The organism is [Actinomadura] parvosata subsp. kistnae (assembly GCF_900323885.1).
In the GTDB taxonomy this organism is placed as follows: Bacteria; Actinomycetota; Actinomycetes; order Streptosporangiales; family Streptosporangiaceae; genus Nonomuraea; species Nonomuraea composti.
Genome location: NZ_OOHJ01000018.1, coordinates 3,793,607 through 3,809,040, shown reverse-complemented (window position 1 = coordinate 3,809,040; position 15,434 = coordinate 3,793,607). Strand labels below are relative to the sequence as shown.

The 15,434-nt window shown below is 71.4% G+C and carries 16 protein-coding genes; 10 read left to right on the top strand and 6 right to left on the bottom strand.

Annotated elements, in window-relative coordinates:
* Positions 1 to 139: 139 nt before the first annotated feature.
* On the bottom strand, positions 140 to 1,924 hold the full coding sequence (locus tag KIS93_RS38205; RefSeq protein WP_246005404.1) for an ATP-binding protein: 1,785 nt from the start codon (positions 1,922 to 1,924) through the stop codon (positions 140 to 142).
* Positions 1,925 to 2,105: 181 nt separating this feature from the next.
* Between KIS93_RS38205 and KIS93_RS38200 the strand changes: the two genes are divergently transcribed.
* From KIS93_RS38200 to KIS93_RS38185, 4 genes are all read left to right on the top strand, one after another.
* Entirely contained in the window at positions 2,106 to 2,462 is a 357-nt protein-coding gene (locus KIS93_RS38200) for a VOC family protein (RefSeq protein WP_080043085.1), read from the top strand.
* A gap of 96 nt (positions 2,463 to 2,558) precedes the next feature.
* The gene (locus KIS93_RS38195) at positions 2,559 to 3,170 is read left to right on the top strand and encodes a VOC family protein (protein ID WP_080043086.1); all 612 of its coding nucleotides are present in this window, start codon (positions 2,559 to 2,561) and stop codon (positions 3,168 to 3,170) included.
* Positions 3,171 to 3,217: 47 nt separating this feature from the next.
* Complete coding sequence (locus KIS93_RS38190) at positions 3,218 to 3,661, top strand: iron chaperone (protein WP_080043087.1); 444 nt, start codon at positions 3,218 to 3,220, stop codon at positions 3,659 to 3,661.
* Positions 3,662 to 3,810: 149 nt separating this feature from the next.
* Positions 3,811 to 4,962, top strand: coding sequence for an NAD(P)/FAD-dependent oxidoreductase (locus KIS93_RS38185; protein WP_080043088.1), 1,152 nt, complete (start codon positions 3,811 to 3,813; stop codon positions 4,960 to 4,962).
* A gap of 30 nt (positions 4,963 to 4,992) precedes the next feature.
* Here the strand turns inward: KIS93_RS38185 and KIS93_RS38180 are convergent, their stop codons facing one another.
* Entirely contained in the window at positions 4,993 to 5,460 is a 468-nt protein-coding gene (locus tag KIS93_RS38180) for a flavodoxin family protein (protein WP_080043089.1), read from the bottom strand.
* Between the two features lie 91 nt (positions 5,461 to 5,551).
* On the opposite strand from KIS93_RS38180, the gene KIS93_RS38175 reads away from it, so the two are divergent.
* The 3 genes from KIS93_RS38175 to KIS93_RS38165 all read left to right on the top strand — a co-directional run bounded on the left by KIS93_RS38175 (position 5,552) and on the right by KIS93_RS38165 (position 7,143).
* Positions 5,552 to 6,268 carry a CPBP family intramembrane glutamic endopeptidase gene (locus KIS93_RS38175; RefSeq protein ID WP_080043090.1) on the top strand — a complete coding sequence of 239 codons (717 nt, stop codon included), beginning with the start codon at positions 5,552 to 5,554 and terminating at the stop codon, positions 6,266 to 6,268.
* Between the two features lie 243 nt (positions 6,269 to 6,511).
* Positions 6,512 to 6,733: a type II toxin-antitoxin system VapB family antitoxin gene (locus KIS93_RS38170; RefSeq protein WP_155128595.1), complete on the top strand. Its 222-nt coding sequence runs from the start codon at positions 6,512 to 6,514 to the stop codon at positions 6,731 to 6,733.
* Positions 6,715 to 7,143, top strand: a complete 429-nt coding sequence (locus tag KIS93_RS38165; protein WP_155128597.1) for a PIN domain-containing protein — start codon at positions 6,715 to 6,717, stop codon at positions 7,141 to 7,143. The genes KIS93_RS38170 and KIS93_RS38165 overlap by 19 nt, the downstream gene beginning before the upstream one ends.
* A gap of 34 nt (positions 7,144 to 7,177) precedes the next feature.
* Here KIS93_RS38165 and KIS93_RS38160 read toward each other — a convergent pair whose 3' ends face one another.
* A complete protein-coding gene (locus KIS93_RS38160) occupies positions 7,178 to 7,897 on the bottom strand; it encodes a PIG-L deacetylase family protein (protein WP_080043093.1) in 720 nt (239 codons plus the stop codon).
* A gap of 124 nt (positions 7,898 to 8,021) precedes the next feature.
* Here KIS93_RS38160 and pcrA point away from each other — a divergent pair, with 124 nt between their 5' ends.
* Positions 8,022 to 10,250, top strand: a complete 2,229-nt coding sequence (pcrA, locus tag KIS93_RS38155) for a DNA helicase PcrA (protein ID WP_080043094.1) — start codon at positions 8,022 to 8,024, stop codon at positions 10,248 to 10,250.
* A gap of 45 nt (positions 10,251 to 10,295) precedes the next feature.
* Here the strand turns inward: pcrA and KIS93_RS38150 are convergent, their stop codons facing one another.
* The 3 genes from KIS93_RS38150 to KIS93_RS38140 form a co-directional block, all read right to left on the bottom strand.
* A complete protein-coding gene (locus KIS93_RS38150; RefSeq protein ID WP_080043095.1) occupies positions 10,296 to 11,243 on the bottom strand; it encodes a L,D-transpeptidase in 948 nt (315 codons plus the stop codon).
* A 260-nt stretch (positions 11,244 to 11,503) separates the two neighbouring features.
* Positions 11,504 to 12,136: a response regulator gene (locus KIS93_RS38145; RefSeq protein WP_080043096.1), complete on the bottom strand. Its 633-nt coding sequence runs from the start codon at positions 12,134 to 12,136 to the stop codon at positions 11,504 to 11,506.
* Positions 12,133 to 13,341, bottom strand: coding sequence for an ATP-binding protein (locus KIS93_RS38140; protein WP_080043097.1), 1,209 nt, complete (start codon positions 13,339 to 13,341; stop codon positions 12,133 to 12,135). Before KIS93_RS38140 ends, KIS93_RS38145 begins: the two co-directional genes overlap by 4 nt.
* A gap of 3 nt (positions 13,342 to 13,344) precedes the next feature.
* Here KIS93_RS38140 and KIS93_RS38135 point away from each other — a divergent pair, with 3 nt between their 5' ends.
* Together KIS93_RS38135 and KIS93_RS38130 are read left to right on the top strand one after the other, a co-directional pair.
* A complete protein-coding gene (locus KIS93_RS38135; protein WP_080043099.1) occupies positions 13,345 to 15,156 on the top strand; it encodes a PspC domain-containing protein in 1,812 nt (603 codons plus the stop codon).
* Complete coding sequence (locus tag KIS93_RS38130) at positions 15,146 to 15,349, top strand: hypothetical protein (RefSeq protein WP_080043100.1); 204 nt, start codon at positions 15,146 to 15,148, stop codon at positions 15,347 to 15,349. Before KIS93_RS38135 ends, KIS93_RS38130 begins: the two co-directional genes overlap by 11 nt.
* Positions 15,350 to 15,434 lie beyond the last annotated feature (85 nt).

Sequence of the window (15,434 nt, the reverse complement as noted above, 5' to 3'; positions counted from 1 at the left end):
GCGGGCGGGGTCGGCGGAGTTCGTGGGCGGTATGGGGGCGTTCGGGGCCTTCGGTGGGGAGGCGGGTGGGTTCTGGGGGCGGGGGTGTTCGGTTCGGGGTTGGGGGTTCTGGCGGCGGCACTTGGCTGCTGTCCGCCCGTTACCGCCGCGTCAAGGGTCCAGCCGGCCCGGCTGTGGCGACGGCGGCCTGGGCGGCGGGGTCCGTGCCGGCCAACGTTCGGGCCTCATCGATCAGGGCGAGGACTTCCGCGGGGGCCGGGAGCTGTACGAAGGTGGTTGCGAAGCGGAATGTGGCGGTGGCGGCGATGGCGAGGTCGGTGGCGGCGCCGGCCGGGTCGCCGGCGGTGCGGGCGGCGTCGGCGGCGGCGCGGCGCAGGCGGAAGAGGTCGTCGCCGCGCATGCGGCAGCCGGCCACGACGGCGGCGTGCCGGAGTGAGAGAGCGGCCGAGCCGGGGTTCTCGGCGAGGGCGGCCGCCTGTTCGTGGCGGCGTTGGGATTCGCCGATCAGGTTGCGGGTGAAGGTGAGCTCGGCGAGGCTGCGGGCGAGTTCGTACGCTTCCCCGCGCCGTTCCGGCTGGTCGGCGGCCCAGGCGAGGGCGGCGCGGAGGTCGTCGGCGACCTGGTCGAAGCGGGGCCGCCAGTCCTCCCCCACGACGGCGAGCGCCGCGGCCCTGCGCAGGCACCAGCGGAGGTGGCGAGAGCGGAGGTCGGCCAGCTCGCCGGCCTCCGTCAGACGTTCGGTTCCGTACTGGCGGATGGTCTCCAGGGCGCGGTACTCCGTGCCAGCGGGGGACGCGGACACGACCAGGAGGCTCTGCTCGGCGAGCCGGGCCAGGCCGTCGATGACGAGGCCTTCGTCGTCCCCGGTGACCTCGGCCGCCGCGGCGGCGGTGAACGGGGCCGCGAACACCGACACCCGCCGCAGCAGCGCCTGGTCGGCGGGCTCCAGCAGGGCGTGGCTCCAGTCCAGCGCGGCCCGCACGGAGCGGTGCCGCTGGTCGGCGCGGGAGCCGCCGGTGAGCATGCGCAGGGGGTGCGACAGGGCGGCGGTGATGCCGTCCAGGCCGAGCGTGGAGTAGCGGGCGGCGGCCAGCTCGATGGCCAGCGCCATGCCGTCGAGGCGTTCGCAGATCGCGGCGATCTGGTCGCGCAGCGCGGGGTCCACCGGCCGGCCGACCGCGGCCGCCCGTTCCATGAACAGCGTGACGGCGTCCGACCCGCCGTCGGCGGGCAGCGACAGCGGCGGCACGGCGTACACCCGCTCGAACGGCACCATCAGCCGGGCCCGGCTGGTGGCCAGCACGGTCACGCGGGGGCAGGCCGCCAGCAGCCGTTCCAGGAACAGCGCCACCCCGTCGGCGACCTGCTCGCAGTTGTCCAGCACCAGCAGGGCGTGCCGGTCGGCCAGGGCGGCGACCACGGACTCGGTCATGTCGCGGCCGGGCTGCTCGCCGAGGCCGAGCGCCCCAGCGACCGCGGTGGCGGCCATGCCCGGGTCGGTGACCGGGACGAGGTCCACGAACCACACCCCGTCGGGGTAGTCGCCGGCGGCCTCCGCGGCCACGGCCAGCGCGAGCCGGGTCTTGCCGACCCCTCCGGGGCCGGCCGCGGTCACCTGGCGGTGCGTGCGCAACATCTCGGCCAGCTCGGCCCGCTCGCTCGCCCTGCCGATGAACGAGGTCAGCAGCGACGGCAGCACCGGCGCCGGATGGGAGGGGGCGGCACCGGCGGCGGGCTCGGGTGCCCGCTGGGCGAGCGCCCGGCGGTCGGGGACGTCCAGCTTGCGCAGGAGGGAGGAGACGTGGCTCTCCACCGTGCGCACCGAGATGCAGAGCCGGGCGCCGATCTCGGCGTTGCTCAGGTGAGCGCCGACCAGTTTCAGTACTTCGGCTTCACGGGGCGAGATGTCCACTGCTGCCAACACTGTCCCAGTTTGCCCTATCGCCTGCGTAGCACCCATCCGTGACGGCCACCGTGCGGGGTCCGTGGTGGCGATCCGTGGAGCGAATCCGTGGCCGCCACGGATGTGCGCCCCCATGGCCGGACGCGAAGCTGTGAGCACCTACCCGGCGGGTTCACGAAACCCACGACGAACAGGAGCGACCATGACCGGCTCTTCCACGCAGGGGATCAAGACCGTGCTGCACCCCGTGTCCGACCTGGCCAGGTCCAAGGCGGTGTACGCGGCCCTGCTCGGCATCGCCCCGCAGGTCGACACGGCCTACTACGTCGGCTTCGAGACCGAGGGCCAGCACATCGGGCTGGTGCCGGACGGCGGGCCGCAGGGCATGACCTCCCCGGTGGCGTACTGGCACGTGCACGACATCGAGGCGACGCTCGCCGAGGTGACCGCCGCGGGCGGCACCGTGAAGGAGGCCGTGCACGAGGTCGGCGCCGGCCGCGTGGTGGCCACCGTCGTGGACCCCGACGGCAACGTCCTCGGCCTCCTCCAGGACCGCTGACCACTCAGCCGATGCCACAAGGGCCGCTGAGCCCCCGCTGAGCCCCCCTGATCCGACCTGCCGGCTTCGTTCGTTCTCTCCCCCTAAGGAATCGTCATGACCGCCTTCGCGTCCGTCACCATCGAAGTCTCCGACCTCGCCGCCGCCCAGGCCTTCTACCAGGCCGTCGGTCTCGCCCGCTACGTGAACGTCCGTGTCTCCGACGAGCCGACGACCGGTTTCCGCGGTTTCGCCCTGTCCCTCGTGGCGTCCCAGCCGGGCGACGTCGACGCGCTCATGACCGCCGCCCTCGACGCCGGCGCCACCACGCTGAAGCCGGCCACGAAGAGCTTCTGGGGCTACGGCGGCATCTTCCGCGCCCCGGACGGCACGATCTGCAAGGTCGCCAGCTCCAGCAAGAAGGACTCGGGGCCCGCCGCCCGGCGCATCGACCAGGTCGCGCTCCTGCTGGGCGTGGCGGACGTCAAGGCGAGCAAGCGCTTCTACGTCGAGCACGGCCTGGCCGTGGGCAAGAGCTTCGGCGGCAAGTACGTCGAGTTCGACACCCCGTCCTCGGACGTCAAGCTCGCGCTGTACCCGCGCCGGGCCCTGGCCAAGGACACCGGCCTCCCGCAGGAGGGCAGCGGGTCGCACCGGATCGTGCTCGGCGGCGACAGCGGGTCCTTCACGGACCTGGACGGGTTCGTCTGGGAGACCGCGTCCGCCTGAGCCAGGCCGCCCCTACATCCACCTTCGACAAAGAGGAGAAGACGACCATGAGCAGCGACACCTACCAGGGATTCACCGCCGAAGAGCGCGCCGCGATGAAGGAGCATGCCAAGGACCAGAAGAAGGCGGCGCGGCACGCCTCCGCCGCGGAGAAGGCGGCGGAGGCGGCCAGGGACGTGCTCGCGAAGATCGCGGAGATGCAGGGGTCCGATCGGGTGGCGGCCGAGCGCGTGCACGCCATCGTCCTCGCGAACGCGCCGTCCCTGGCGCCCAGGCTCTGGTACGGGATGCCCGCCTACGCGCTCGACGGGAAGATCGTCTGCCACTTCCAGCCCTCGACGAAGTTCAAGACGCGTTACGCGACCCTCGGGTTCAGCGACCAGGCGAGCCTCGACGACGGGACGATGTGGCCGGCCGCCTTCGCCCTGACCGAGGTCACGCCCGAGGTGGAGGCGCGGATCGGTGAGCTGGTCAGGCGGGCGGTCAACTGAGCCCGCCCGGTGGCGACGCCACGACCCCGTACCCGCGAGGAGGCGGGGGAAGGCGGCGGTGCGGAAATACCGGCCTTTCGGTGCAGCTCTGTGGAGGTACCGTGCAAAGCATCGCGTGGGCACAGCCCTCCCGCCTAGCGTCGCCAGGTATGCGAAGAGTGGACGTACTGGTCGTAGGTGCGGGCCTGGCCGGGCTGCGTACGGCGGGCCTGCTCGCCCGCCGCGGGCTGGACGTGCTGCTGGTCGACCGGCGCAGGTCGCTGTCGGCGGGCATCCGCACCACGGGGATCTTCGTGCGGCGCACCCTCGACGACTTCGACCTGCCGGATCGGCTGCTCGGGCCGGGCATCCGCGACGTGCTGCTGTACCCGCCGTCGAGGCGGGCGCCGGTCCGGCTCACCAGCGACCGTGACGAGTATCGCGTGGCGGACATGGCGGGCGTCTACGAGCACGCGCGCCACGCGGCCGAGGAGGCGGGGGCACAGGTCCTGCTCGGCGTCCGGTACACCGCCACGACGCGATCGGCGGGGGGCGGGGCTGGAAGGCGCGCCGTGTGGTTGGCGGGGGCGGAGCCGGTGATGGCGCGGTTCGTCGTCGGGGCGGACGGGGCGCGATCCCGGGTGGCCTCCGATCTCGGTCTCGACGTCAACAGGCGCTTCCTCGTCGGCGCGGAGATCGTCCACCCGATCGCCCCCGGGCGGGGCGCGCCGGCGTTCCACTGCGTGCTGGATCCCCGGATCGCTCCCGGGTACCTCGGATGGGTCGTGGACGATGGGCGGCACGCGCACGTGGGGGTCGCGGGGTATCCGGAGGCGATGCGGAGCGGCGTCCGTCACCTGCTGGAGGTCTTCGCCGAGGACGCTCCCGGTCACGCCCCTCCGACGGGGCCGGTCGAGCGACGGGGAGGGCCGATCCCGGTGGGCGGGGTGCTGCGGCGGCTGGCGTGCCCGGCCGGGCTGCTCGTGGGGGACGCGGCGGGCGCGGTGTCGCCGCTGACGGCCGGGGGGCTGGATCCGTGCCTGCGCATGTCGGAGCTGGCGGCGACGGTCACGGCCGAGTGGCTGCGTACGGGGGATGAGGGTGTTTTGCGGCAGTACGACGGGAATGCGCTGCGGGCGCGGTTCCGTGGCCGGTTGTTGCTGCGCCGCGCGTTCGCCGGGCTCCGCTCCCCCGCCGCCGTGGAGGCGGCGGTGGCCGGGTTGCGCGGGCGGGCCGGTCGAGGGCTGGCGGCGCGGGTGCTGTTCGGCGACGGCTCGTTCCCCGACGTCCCGCTGAAGCCCGCCCTCACACCCGGCCGATAGCCCGCTGATGGCCCGGCCGACAGCCCGCTCTCACACGGGGCTGATCGTGGCGGCGACGGTGGCGCCGAGTTCCCAGCAGGCCGTCAGGTCGTCCTTGCTCACGGTGCCCGTCACCGTCACAGGCAGGTGGGCGCGCTCCCACCCGAGCCCAGCAGCGATCGACTCCACGGCCCGCACGGCCCCGCCCGTGTCGTTGTTGCCGTGCACGTAGAGCCCGTACGGCAGCCGCCGGGTCTCCTCCAGGCACGGGTAATAGACGGTGTCGAAGAAGTGCTTGAGCGCCCCGCTCATGTACCCGATGTTCGCCGGGGTGCCGAGGATGACGGCGTCGCATTCCAGCACGTCCACGGCGGTGGCGCGCAGCGCGGCGCGGGTGACGGTCTCGACGCCCTCGACCTCGTCGGTGGTCGCGCCGGAGCGTACCGCCTCGAAGAGCTCCTGGAGGGTGGGCGAGGTGGTGTGGTGCACGATGAGCAGGCGGCGGACGGCTGGCGGCACGGGGCGATCCTCTCATGTCCGCGCCGGTCGCCGCCCGATCCCGTGGCGACGCCGGTCACCGCCCGATCTCCTGGCGACGTAGCCTGCAAGGGTGCTGCTGCGCTCGATCGCCGTCCTCACCGCCGCCAACATCATGAACAACAAGATCGCCCCCCGCCTGGGGCCGCTGACCTCCGCCGTCGCCACGGCGGCGCTGGTCGCGATGGCGCGCCGGGCCGGCGTGTCGTGGGAGGAGCTGGGGTTCGAGCACGGCCGGCGCGGCGCGGTCGCCGGGGGTGTGCTGGCGGCGGCGGTGGCCGCGGTCTACACGGGCGGCGTCGCGCTGCCGCGCACCAGGCCGCTCTTCCACGACGACCGGGCCCTGTCGCTCTCGCGCGCCCGCGTGCTGGAGGAGGCGCTGCTCCAGGTCCCGCTCGGCACGGTGCTGCTGGAGGAGGTGGGCTTCCGCGGGGCTCTGTACGGGATGTTGCGCCGCGAGCACGGCACGGCCACGGCCACGGCGGTCTCGTCCGGCCTGTTCGGGTTGTGGCACATCCTGCCGGCCATCGACATGGCGCGGGCCAATCCCGCTCTCGGCGCGCTGACGGCGGGCGAGTCCCCCGGGCGCCTGGACACGGCCCGGGTGGTGGCGGGGAGCGTGGTGTCGACGGCGGCGGCCGGGGTGCTGTTCTGCGAGTTGCGGCGCCGTCGCGGCCTCCTGACCCCCGTCATGCTGCACCTGGCCACCAACTCCTTCGGCTACGCCTTCGCCCGCATCGCGGCGAAGCTGCCGTCGGGCGCCCCTCAAAAGGGCCACCACCCGAAATGAGTAATTCATCCCGCCCGGCCCGGAATCGGTAAGCGGCCGAGGGCCGTTCGGCCGGCGTGCGGTGCAGGATTTTCGCCCCCGGGCAGTGTTTTATCCCCTGACCTTTCGTCATGGCCACAACCTGCGGCTCCGCAGGCCGTAACGTCTCCGGGGCGACTCATTTCAAGGCCGCGCTCCTTGACGTGTGCGCCTCCCCCCAGAAAGCGCGATTCACGTAAGCCGGAGGTACGGAGGTGTTGCTGCGTGCGCACAGTAATCGACATCGACAAGGAGCTCCTGGAAGCGGCCCAGCAGACGCTGGGCACGCCGACCACGAGAGAAACGGTCCACGCCGCACTGCGGGCGGTCGCCGGCAAGGACGCGGACCGGGCGGGTGCGAGAGCGTTCGCGTTCTGGCGCACGGAGGGGAGCCCGGACCTGCTGGATCCGGAAACCACGAAGCCTGCGTGGCGACGACGGGACTGATGTACCTCCTCGACAAGAGCGCCCTGGCGCGCATCCGCGTCAGCGACGTCATCGCCCGGGCGCTGCAGCCGCTGTTCGCCGCACGGGCGGTGGCGACCTGCAGCGTCGTCGACCTGGAGGTGCTCTACAGCGCCCGCGACTACGCGCACTACCAGCGCATCCTGCACGCCCAGCGGCAGTGCGTCCTGCTGCCCCTGGACGAGGAGGTGCAGGCGCGGGCCATGGCCGTGCAGCGGCAGCTCGTCGAGATCTCGCAGCATCGCGGCATCGGGCCGAACGAGCTGCTGATCGCCGCCTGCGCCGAGGTGCACGGGGCGACGATCCTGCACTACGGGCACGCCTTCGACATCATCTCGGAGGTGACCGGGCAGCCCTCCCTGTGGGTGGTGCCGCCCGGCTCGGTGCCGTGAAGGCCGTGACGGCCCTGGAGGCCCCACAAGGGACTCAGGCCGTCGGGACCACCTGGAAGCCCTCCGCGTAGCGGCCCTCGCCGAGCCCGGCCTGCTCGGCCCAGGCGGCGAAGCGGCTGCGTACGAAGTCGGTGAACCCCTCCACGTGGGAGACCTGGCTCACATGCGACTGCAAGGCCGCGAGCTTGCGGTCCATGGACTCGGTGATGTCCACCCAGTGGTTGGGCGTGGAGCCGCCGTTCAGCCACACCTCACGTACGGTCCACGCCTCCAGCCCCTCCTCCTTGATCAGCTCCGGGAACGCGTACGGGTTGCGCGCGTCGGGGTAGACCGCGTCGAGCGTGGCCCCGCCGACGGCGCGGTGGTCGGGATGGCTGGGGGCGATGAACTGGTAGTTGCGGTCGGGGTGGTGCGTGATGACGAGGTCGGGCCTGACCTGGCGGATCACCCGGGCGATGGCCCGCCGGAGCTCCAATGAGGGCACCACCTGGCCGTCGGGGTAGCCGAGGAAGCGCACGTCGGTGACGCCGACCGCCTTGGCCGCCGCCAGTTGTTCCTTCCTGCGCAGCTCCGCCATGCCGGAATTGTCCAGGGTGCGCTCGTTCCCGCCGGCGTCACCGTCCGTGACGAGCAGGTAGGTGACCTCCACCCCCTTGTCGACGAACAACGCGACGCTTCCCGCGGAGCCGAAGTCGGCGTCGTCGGGATGGGCGGTCACGACGAGTACGCGGTTGATCTCGCTTTCCGGCAGCATGACTCCCCTTTCGAACCTTGCTCGGGGGACAACCGGCACCCCGCCGACGGCATTCCGGGCGCCGTTTGTCGGTGGAGCGTCTTAACCTAGGTGGGTGCCGACCCAAGTCTCTGTTGACCACCCCTTGCTCGATGGCCTCAACCCGCAGCAGCGCGAGGCCGTGATCCATCATGGCAGTCCACTGCTCATCGTGGCCGGAGCGGGGTCGGGCAAGACGCGGGTGCTGACGCACCGCATCGCGTACCTGCTGGCCGAGCGAAACGTGCATCCGGGCGAGATCCTGGCGATCACCTTCACCAACAAGGCCGCCAAGGAGATGAAGGAGCGCATCGACAAGCTCGTCGGCCCGCGCTCCAAGGCGATGTGGGTGATGACGTTCCACAGCGCCTGCATGCGCATCCTGCGGCGGGAGGCCAAGCGGCTGGGGTTCCCGTCCAGCTTCTCCATCTACGACCAGGCCGACTCCCAGCGGCTGATGGCGATGGTCTGCAGGGAGATGGAGCTCGATCCGAAGCGGTATCCGCCGCGCTCGTTCTCGGCTCAGGTGAGCAACTTCAAGAACGAGCTGATCGACTACGAGACGGCGATCGACCGGGCGGGCTCGCACCTGGAGAAGACGCTCGCGCAGGCGTACAAGGCCTACCAGCTCAAGCTGACCGAGGCCGGCGCGATGGACTTCGACGACATCATCATGAACACGGTGACGTTGTTCCAGCTCTTCCCCGACGTGGCCGAGCACTACCGGATGCGGTTCAGGCACGTGCTGGTCGACGAGTACCAGGACACCAACCACGCCCAGTACATCCTGATCAGGGAGCTGGTCGGGCATCCGGAGCTGCGCACCAACGACGGCGAGCTGGTGCGCACCGGCGCCGACATGTCGGAGCTGTGCGTGGTGGGCGACGCCGACCAGTCGATCTACGCCTTCCGCGGCGCGACGATCCGCAACATCCTGGAGTTCGAGCGCGACTACCCCGACGCCCGCACGATCCTGCTGGAACAGAACTACCGCTCCACCCAGAACATCCTGGCCGCCGCGAACGCGGTGATCGCCCGCAACGAGTCGCGCAAGCCGAAGAACCTGTGGTCCGACCAGGGCGACGGCCCCAAGATCGTGGGTTACGTGGCCGACAACGAGCACGACGAGGCCATGTTCGTGGCGCAGGAGGTCGATCGGCTCAGCGACGAGGAGGGCGTCAAGCCGGGCGACGTCGCGGTCTTCTACCGCACCAACGCCGCCTCCCGCGTGTTCGAGGAGATCTTCATCCGCACCGGCCTGCCGTACAAGGTGGTCGGGGGCGTGCGCTTCTACGAGCGCAAGGAGGTCAAGGACCTCCTGGCCTACCTGCGGGTGCTGGCCAACCCGGCCGACGTGGTGTCGCTGCGGCGCATTCTCAACGTGCCCAAGCGCGGCATCGGCGAGCGGGCCGAGGCGATGATCGAGGCGCTGTCCTCGCGCGAGGGCATCACCTTCTGGGACGCGCTGCGCCGGGCCGACGAGGCGTACGGCATGGCCACGCGCTCGCTCAACGCGGTCAAGGAGTTCGTCGCGCTGATCGAGGAGCTGATCGCCAAGGGCGAGGGCATGCCGCCGTCGGCGCTGGCGGAGGAGGTGCTGGTGGCCACCGGCTACCGCGCCGAGCTGGAGGCGTCCGAAGACCCTCAGGACGAGTCCCGCCTGGAGAACCTCAACGAGCTCGTCTCCGTGGCCTCCGAGTTCGAGGAGGCCAACCCGGAGGGCACGCTGGTGGAGTTCCTGGAGCAGGTGTCGCTGGTGGCCGACGCCGACCAGATCCCCGACGCCGACGGCGGTCAGGGCGTCGTCACGCTGATGACGCTGCACACGGCCAAGGGCCTGGAGTTCCCGGTCGTCTTCCTGACGGCCATGGAGGACGGCGTGTTCCCGCACGTGCGTTCGCTGGGCGAGCCCAAGGAGCTGGAGGAGGAGCGGCGGCTGGCCTACGTGGGCATCACCCGGGCGCAGCAGCGGCTCTACCTCACGCGGGCGGCCGTGCGCAGCTCGTGGGGGGCGCCGTCGTTCAACCCGGCCTCCCGCTTCGTCAACGAGGTGCCCGGCCAGCTGCTGGAGTGGCGCACCGACCCCGAGAAGTCGGCCTGGAACGCGGCCACGCGGCGCGAGCCGGCCCGTCCCCCCGCTCCCGCCAAGAGCTCCTCTGGCGGGCGCAAGGTGCCGTCGCTGGCGCCCGGCGACCGGGTCTCGCACGACGCGTTCGGGCTGGGCACGGTGGTGTCGGTCGACGGGGTCGCGGAGAAGACCAAGGTGAAGATCGACTTTGGCAGCGGCGGGGAGAAGACGCTGCTGCTGGCGTACGCGCCGCTGGAGAAGCTGTAAGGGCCGCCCCCCTCGGCGGGGAGCGGCCCTGTCGGGTCGGTGGCGTCAGCTCTTCAGGGCGCTGCCCTTCTTCCACTGGGTCCAGTTGAGCTGCCAGTAGCTCCAGCCGTTGTTCCACTGGAGCTTGCGCTTGGTGCCGGTGATCTTCACGACGTCACCGCGCTGGGCGATCGTGTAGAACCACTTCGCGCCGGCCGGGGTGGCGCGCACGCAGCCGTGGCTCTGGTTGGAGACTCCGAGGTACTGGTAGTAGCCGGCGCTCTGGTGCACGTACTCGCCGCTGTCGGAGATGCGCACCGCCCACGGGATCTCCTCCTTGTAGTAGCGCGGGTCCTTCGGGTCCGTCACGCCCATCCAGGAGGAGGTCATGGTCTCCATGGCCTTCTTGCCCATGGTTAGGTGCACGCCGCTGGTGGTCAGGTAGACGTCCACGCCGTTCCTGATCAGGCCGCCCCGCCCGGCGCTGATCGGGATCTTCTTGGCCAGCTTGCCGTTGCGGTACACCTTCATCGTGTGCTTGCGGGTGTCGACCACCGAGATGTTCTTGGCGCCGACGGCGAACCTGCGGGAGACGTTCTTGGCGCCGGTGTTGCCGGGCAGCTCCGCCAGCCGCGCGGTGAAGAGCACCTTCTGGTACGGCTTCCAGTACGTCTTCGTCCGGTAGATGACCTTGCGGGCGGACACCCAGCGCCACGCGCCCTCGTGCGGCTCCTCCGACTCGACGTCCAGCACCGCCTCGACCGCCGCCTTGTCCTTCACGTCCCGGTCGAAGGTCACGATGATCGGGAACCCGACGCCCACCTTCTCGGTCTTCTCCCCCATCGGGGTGATGTCGGCGATCCCTACCTTGATCTTCTTCCCGGACGGGGTCTCGGTGGGGGACGGCGACGGGGTGGGGGCCACGGCGGCGGCAGCGGGAACGACGCTGGCCTGGGGCCTCGGGGCGGGGGCGCTCTCCGCCGCGCACGCGGTGGCGGCGACCAGTGCGACCAAAGCCGGAAGCATCCGGGTGACGCGCTTCAAGGGGTTACTCCTGGACTATGTGCTTCGACTACCTCCTTGTGTGACAACTGGGAGAGCTGATTCGTGGGCGAAAAACCGATAACTATCCTGTAACGGTCCAAAACCACGTAACCGGGCAATGTGGGCTCGCGTCACGGCGGCCCGCCGGTGACGGGTTCAGCGGCCGTTTCCTGGAAGGTCCTCAGCCGGAGTACGGCGGGTGGCCGGCCACGGCCTGCCGTAAGAAATCATCAGACGAGGCGGCGCGCGGTCGCCCAGCGCGACAGCTCGTGGCGGTTGGACAGCTGCAGCTTGCGCAGCACCGACGACACGTGCGTCTCCACCGTCTTGACCGAGATGAACAGCTCCTTCGCGATCTCCTTGTACGCGTAGCCGCGCGCGATCAGCCGCAGCACCTCCCGCTCCCGCTGCGTCAGCGAGTCGAGCTCCGGGTCGATCGACGGCGCCTCCGACGAGGCGAACGCGTCGAGCACGAACCCCGCCAGCCGCGGCGAGAACACCGCGTCGCCCTCCGCCACCCGGTTGATGGCGTCGGTCAGCTCCTTGCCGCTGATGTTCTTGGTCACGTAACCGCGGGCCCCGCCCCTGATCACGCCGATGACGTCCTCGGCCGCGTCGGAGACCGACAGCGCCAGGAACCGCACCTGCGAGCCGGAGCCCAGCACCCGGCGCAGGACCTCCTGACCGCCGCCGCCGGGCATGTGCACGTCGAGCAGGACCACGTCGGGCTGGTGCGCGGCGATCGCCTGGACCGCCGTCTCGACGTCCTCGGCCTCGCCGACGACCTCGATCGAGTCGCCCAGCTCGGCGCGCACGCCCGACCGGAACAACCGATGGTCATCGACGATCAGTACGCGCGTCATGCCTTCTCCACCTTCATCGTCAACATCACTTCCGTGCCCTCTCCGGGCTCGGTGCGGACCCGGGCCGTACCTCCGTGACGTTCCATTCTCCCGATGATGGACTCCCTGATGCCCATCCGGTCGAGCGGCACCGCCTCCATGTCGAACCCCTTGCCCCGATCCTTCACGAAAATCGTGACCTCTTCACCCTCTACTTCGGCGTAGACGGAGATCGAGGGGCTCTCAGAGTATTTGGCCGCGTTGACCATCGCCTGCCGGGACGCCTTCAGCATGGCGGCGAGCTTGCCCGCCGGGTCGAGGGCGATGTCGCCGACGCAGACGATCTCGATGGGCACGCCGTGCGCGTCCTCCTCCTCCGCCGCGATCCGGCGGACGGCCGCCGCCACCGTCGCGTCGGCGTCCTGGGCTGGCTGGTAGAGCCAGTTGCGCAGCTCGCGCTCCTGCGAGCGGGCCAGGCGGGAGACCTCGCGCGGGTCGTGGGCGACGCGCTGGATCAGCGTCAGCGTGTGCAGCACCGAGTCGTGCACCATGGCCGCCACCTCGGCCCGCTCCTCCTGCCTGATGCGCTCGCGCCGCTCCAGCTGCAGCTCTTTCCACAGGCCGGCCAGCCACGGCGCGGCTATGACGAGCAGCCCGCCGACGACCACGACGGTGAACATCAGGCTCTCCCTGACCTGGGGCAGCTCGCCCTCCGCGGCCAGGAAGCCCGTCGCGCCCACCACGACCAGGATGATGCCGACCAGCGTGCGCACGCGGTTCTTGCGCATGCTGCGCGACGCGCCGCTCACCCACCCCTTGCGGCGTTCGGGATCGGCCTGCTGCCACAGGATGAGCGCGCCGATGCCGCCCACCGCGAACGGCAGCAGACCGATGCCGCCCTGGTTCGCCCCGGTCAGCCAGCCGAACGAGAACAGCGCCGCCCCGATCGCGCTGAACGCGGCGAGCTGGCTCCAGTCGCGCTGCGGCGCCTGCCCCTGGTAGGGCTCGCGCGGCGTCACCATCCACAACACCGCGTACGCCACCGCACCGGCCCCCTGGACGACGGTGAGCAGCACGAACATCAGCCTGATCACCACCGGATCAAGCTTGAGCTGCGCCGCCAGCCCCTGGGCGACACCGCCGACGAGGCGGCCCTCCATGGGGCGCATCATGCGGCGGTAGGGCGTGTCGCCGCTCTGCTCGGCGAGTGTCTTCTGGTCAGCCATAACATGGCCATAGTCACATGTCGGGGGGCATGCGGGCATCAGGGAACAACCCCCGGGTCGCGTCAGGGGTGTCCCGGATGCGAGCACCGTGCGCGTAGGTCCACGATGGTAGGCATGACAGAAGCTCCGCCCAGACAGTCTGCCTCTCCTCATCGCGAGCTGCGACGCAGCAGCGAGGGGCGCTTCCTCATGGGAGTGTGCGCGGGCCTCGGGCGGCACACCGGCATCGACCCCGTGGTGTTCCGCGTGGGCGTCGTGGTGCTCCTGCTCGGCTCCGGCATCGGGCTGTTCCTCTACCTGGCGGCGTTCCTGCTGATGAAGGAGCCGAACGGGCGGCCGGGCATCATCGAGCACTGGACCCGGCGCGACTTCGACGCCGAGGCCGTGATGGCGCTGCTGACGGCGGTGCTGGGGTTCGGGCTGGCGATCAACCTGGCGACCGTGTGGCTGGACGCGGGGACGCTCGTCGTGGCCGTGTTCCTGGCCGTGTCGCTGCTGGCCGCGCACTCCAGCGGGGTGGACCTGCGCGCGCTGGCGCGCTCGATGCCCGAGCGGCTCAGCCGGCGGGCCGGCGAGGCGCGGCCGGCGGCCTCCTACGAGAGTGCCGCCCCACCCGCTCCCGTACGCGCTCCGGAGCCGCCCCCGGCCCCGCCCGTTCCTTCGCCGGGAGTCGCGGTGCCCACCCGGCAGCCCGGCGCCGACGCGCCAGAGCCGCCCGCGCGCGGGGCGGAGCTGCCCGCACAGGACGCGGCCCCGGCCCCCCAGAAGACGGCGGAGGGCGTGCGCGAGGCGGCGCACGCGGAGGCGCGCCAGGAAGCACGGACCGACGCAAGCGAGGACGCGCGAGCGGACGTGCCCGCCGCGGCTTCCCTGGCGCACGAAGCACCGCGCGAAACAGCGCCGCGCGAAGCAGCGCACGAAGCACCGCACGAGGCAGCGCGCGAGGAGCGCGAGGTTCCGCGGGACGAGGAGCCCGTCTCCCCGTACGCGATCACCGCCGAGCACGCCGCACCCCCCACCTCCACCTACCGCCCGGCCCCCCAGACGAGGACGAGGACGAGTGCGGGCTACGGCAGCGACGGCGAGCCGTTCGCGCCGAACGGCCCCTACCAGCCGCTCGACCCGGCCAGGAGGGCCGGCGGCTACTCGCCGTACGACCCGGGCCTGTACGGCCGCCCCGTCCCGGAGCAGCGGCGGCGGCGCCCGAGGTCGTTCATCGGCCTCATCACCATCCTGCTGGCAGTGATCATCGGAGGGATCGTCGTGGCCGTCCAATCCAGGTCAGCGGCGGGAGTGAGCCCGACCATCGTCGGCGGCGCCATGCTCATCACGATCGGCGCCGGGCTGCTGGTGGCGGCCTGGTGGGGCCGGGGTGCGGGGCTGGTGGCCGCGGGCACGGCGGTGGCGCTGATCGTGGGCGTGGGGCTGATGCTGGGCGGCATGCCGCGGAACATCGGCAGGGCGGAGTGGGCGCCGACCACGGTGGCGGAGGCGAGCCGGCTGTTCGACGTGGGCGTGGGTGACGGGGAGCTGGACCTGTCGGAGCTGACGCTGCCGCCGGGGTCGGAGGCGACGGTCAACGCGGCGGTGTCGGCGGGTGAGCTGGTGGTGATCGTGCCGCCGACGGCGCGGGTCGAGGTGCACGCCAGCAACAAGATCGGTGACATTCTGATCGGCCAGTCGCTGAGAGGCGGCGTGGACGTGCGGACGAGCAAGGTGCTGGAGCCCGAGGTGAAGCCGAAGGGTGAGGTGGCGACTATCGTGCTGAACCTGAAGGGCGGCTTCGGCGACATGGAGGTGCGGCGTGCCGCGTGAGGTGGAGCGGCCCCGTCGCGTGCACCGGACGGACTGGATGGCCCTGCTGAGCGGCCTGCTCTTCATCGTGCTGGGCATCCTGGTGGTGACCCGCACGATCGGGGATCCGCTGGTCCTGGTCGGGGTGCTGGTGCTGGGGCTGGCCGGCGCGGGGCTGGTGGCGATCCTGGCGCGGGTGGTGCGCGGCAAGTAACCCCGGCAAGTAACCCCGGCGAACAAGCGCGGTGAGTAACCCTTGACCGGGAAAAACCCCGGCGTAGGTTCGGGAGTGTCCGCCT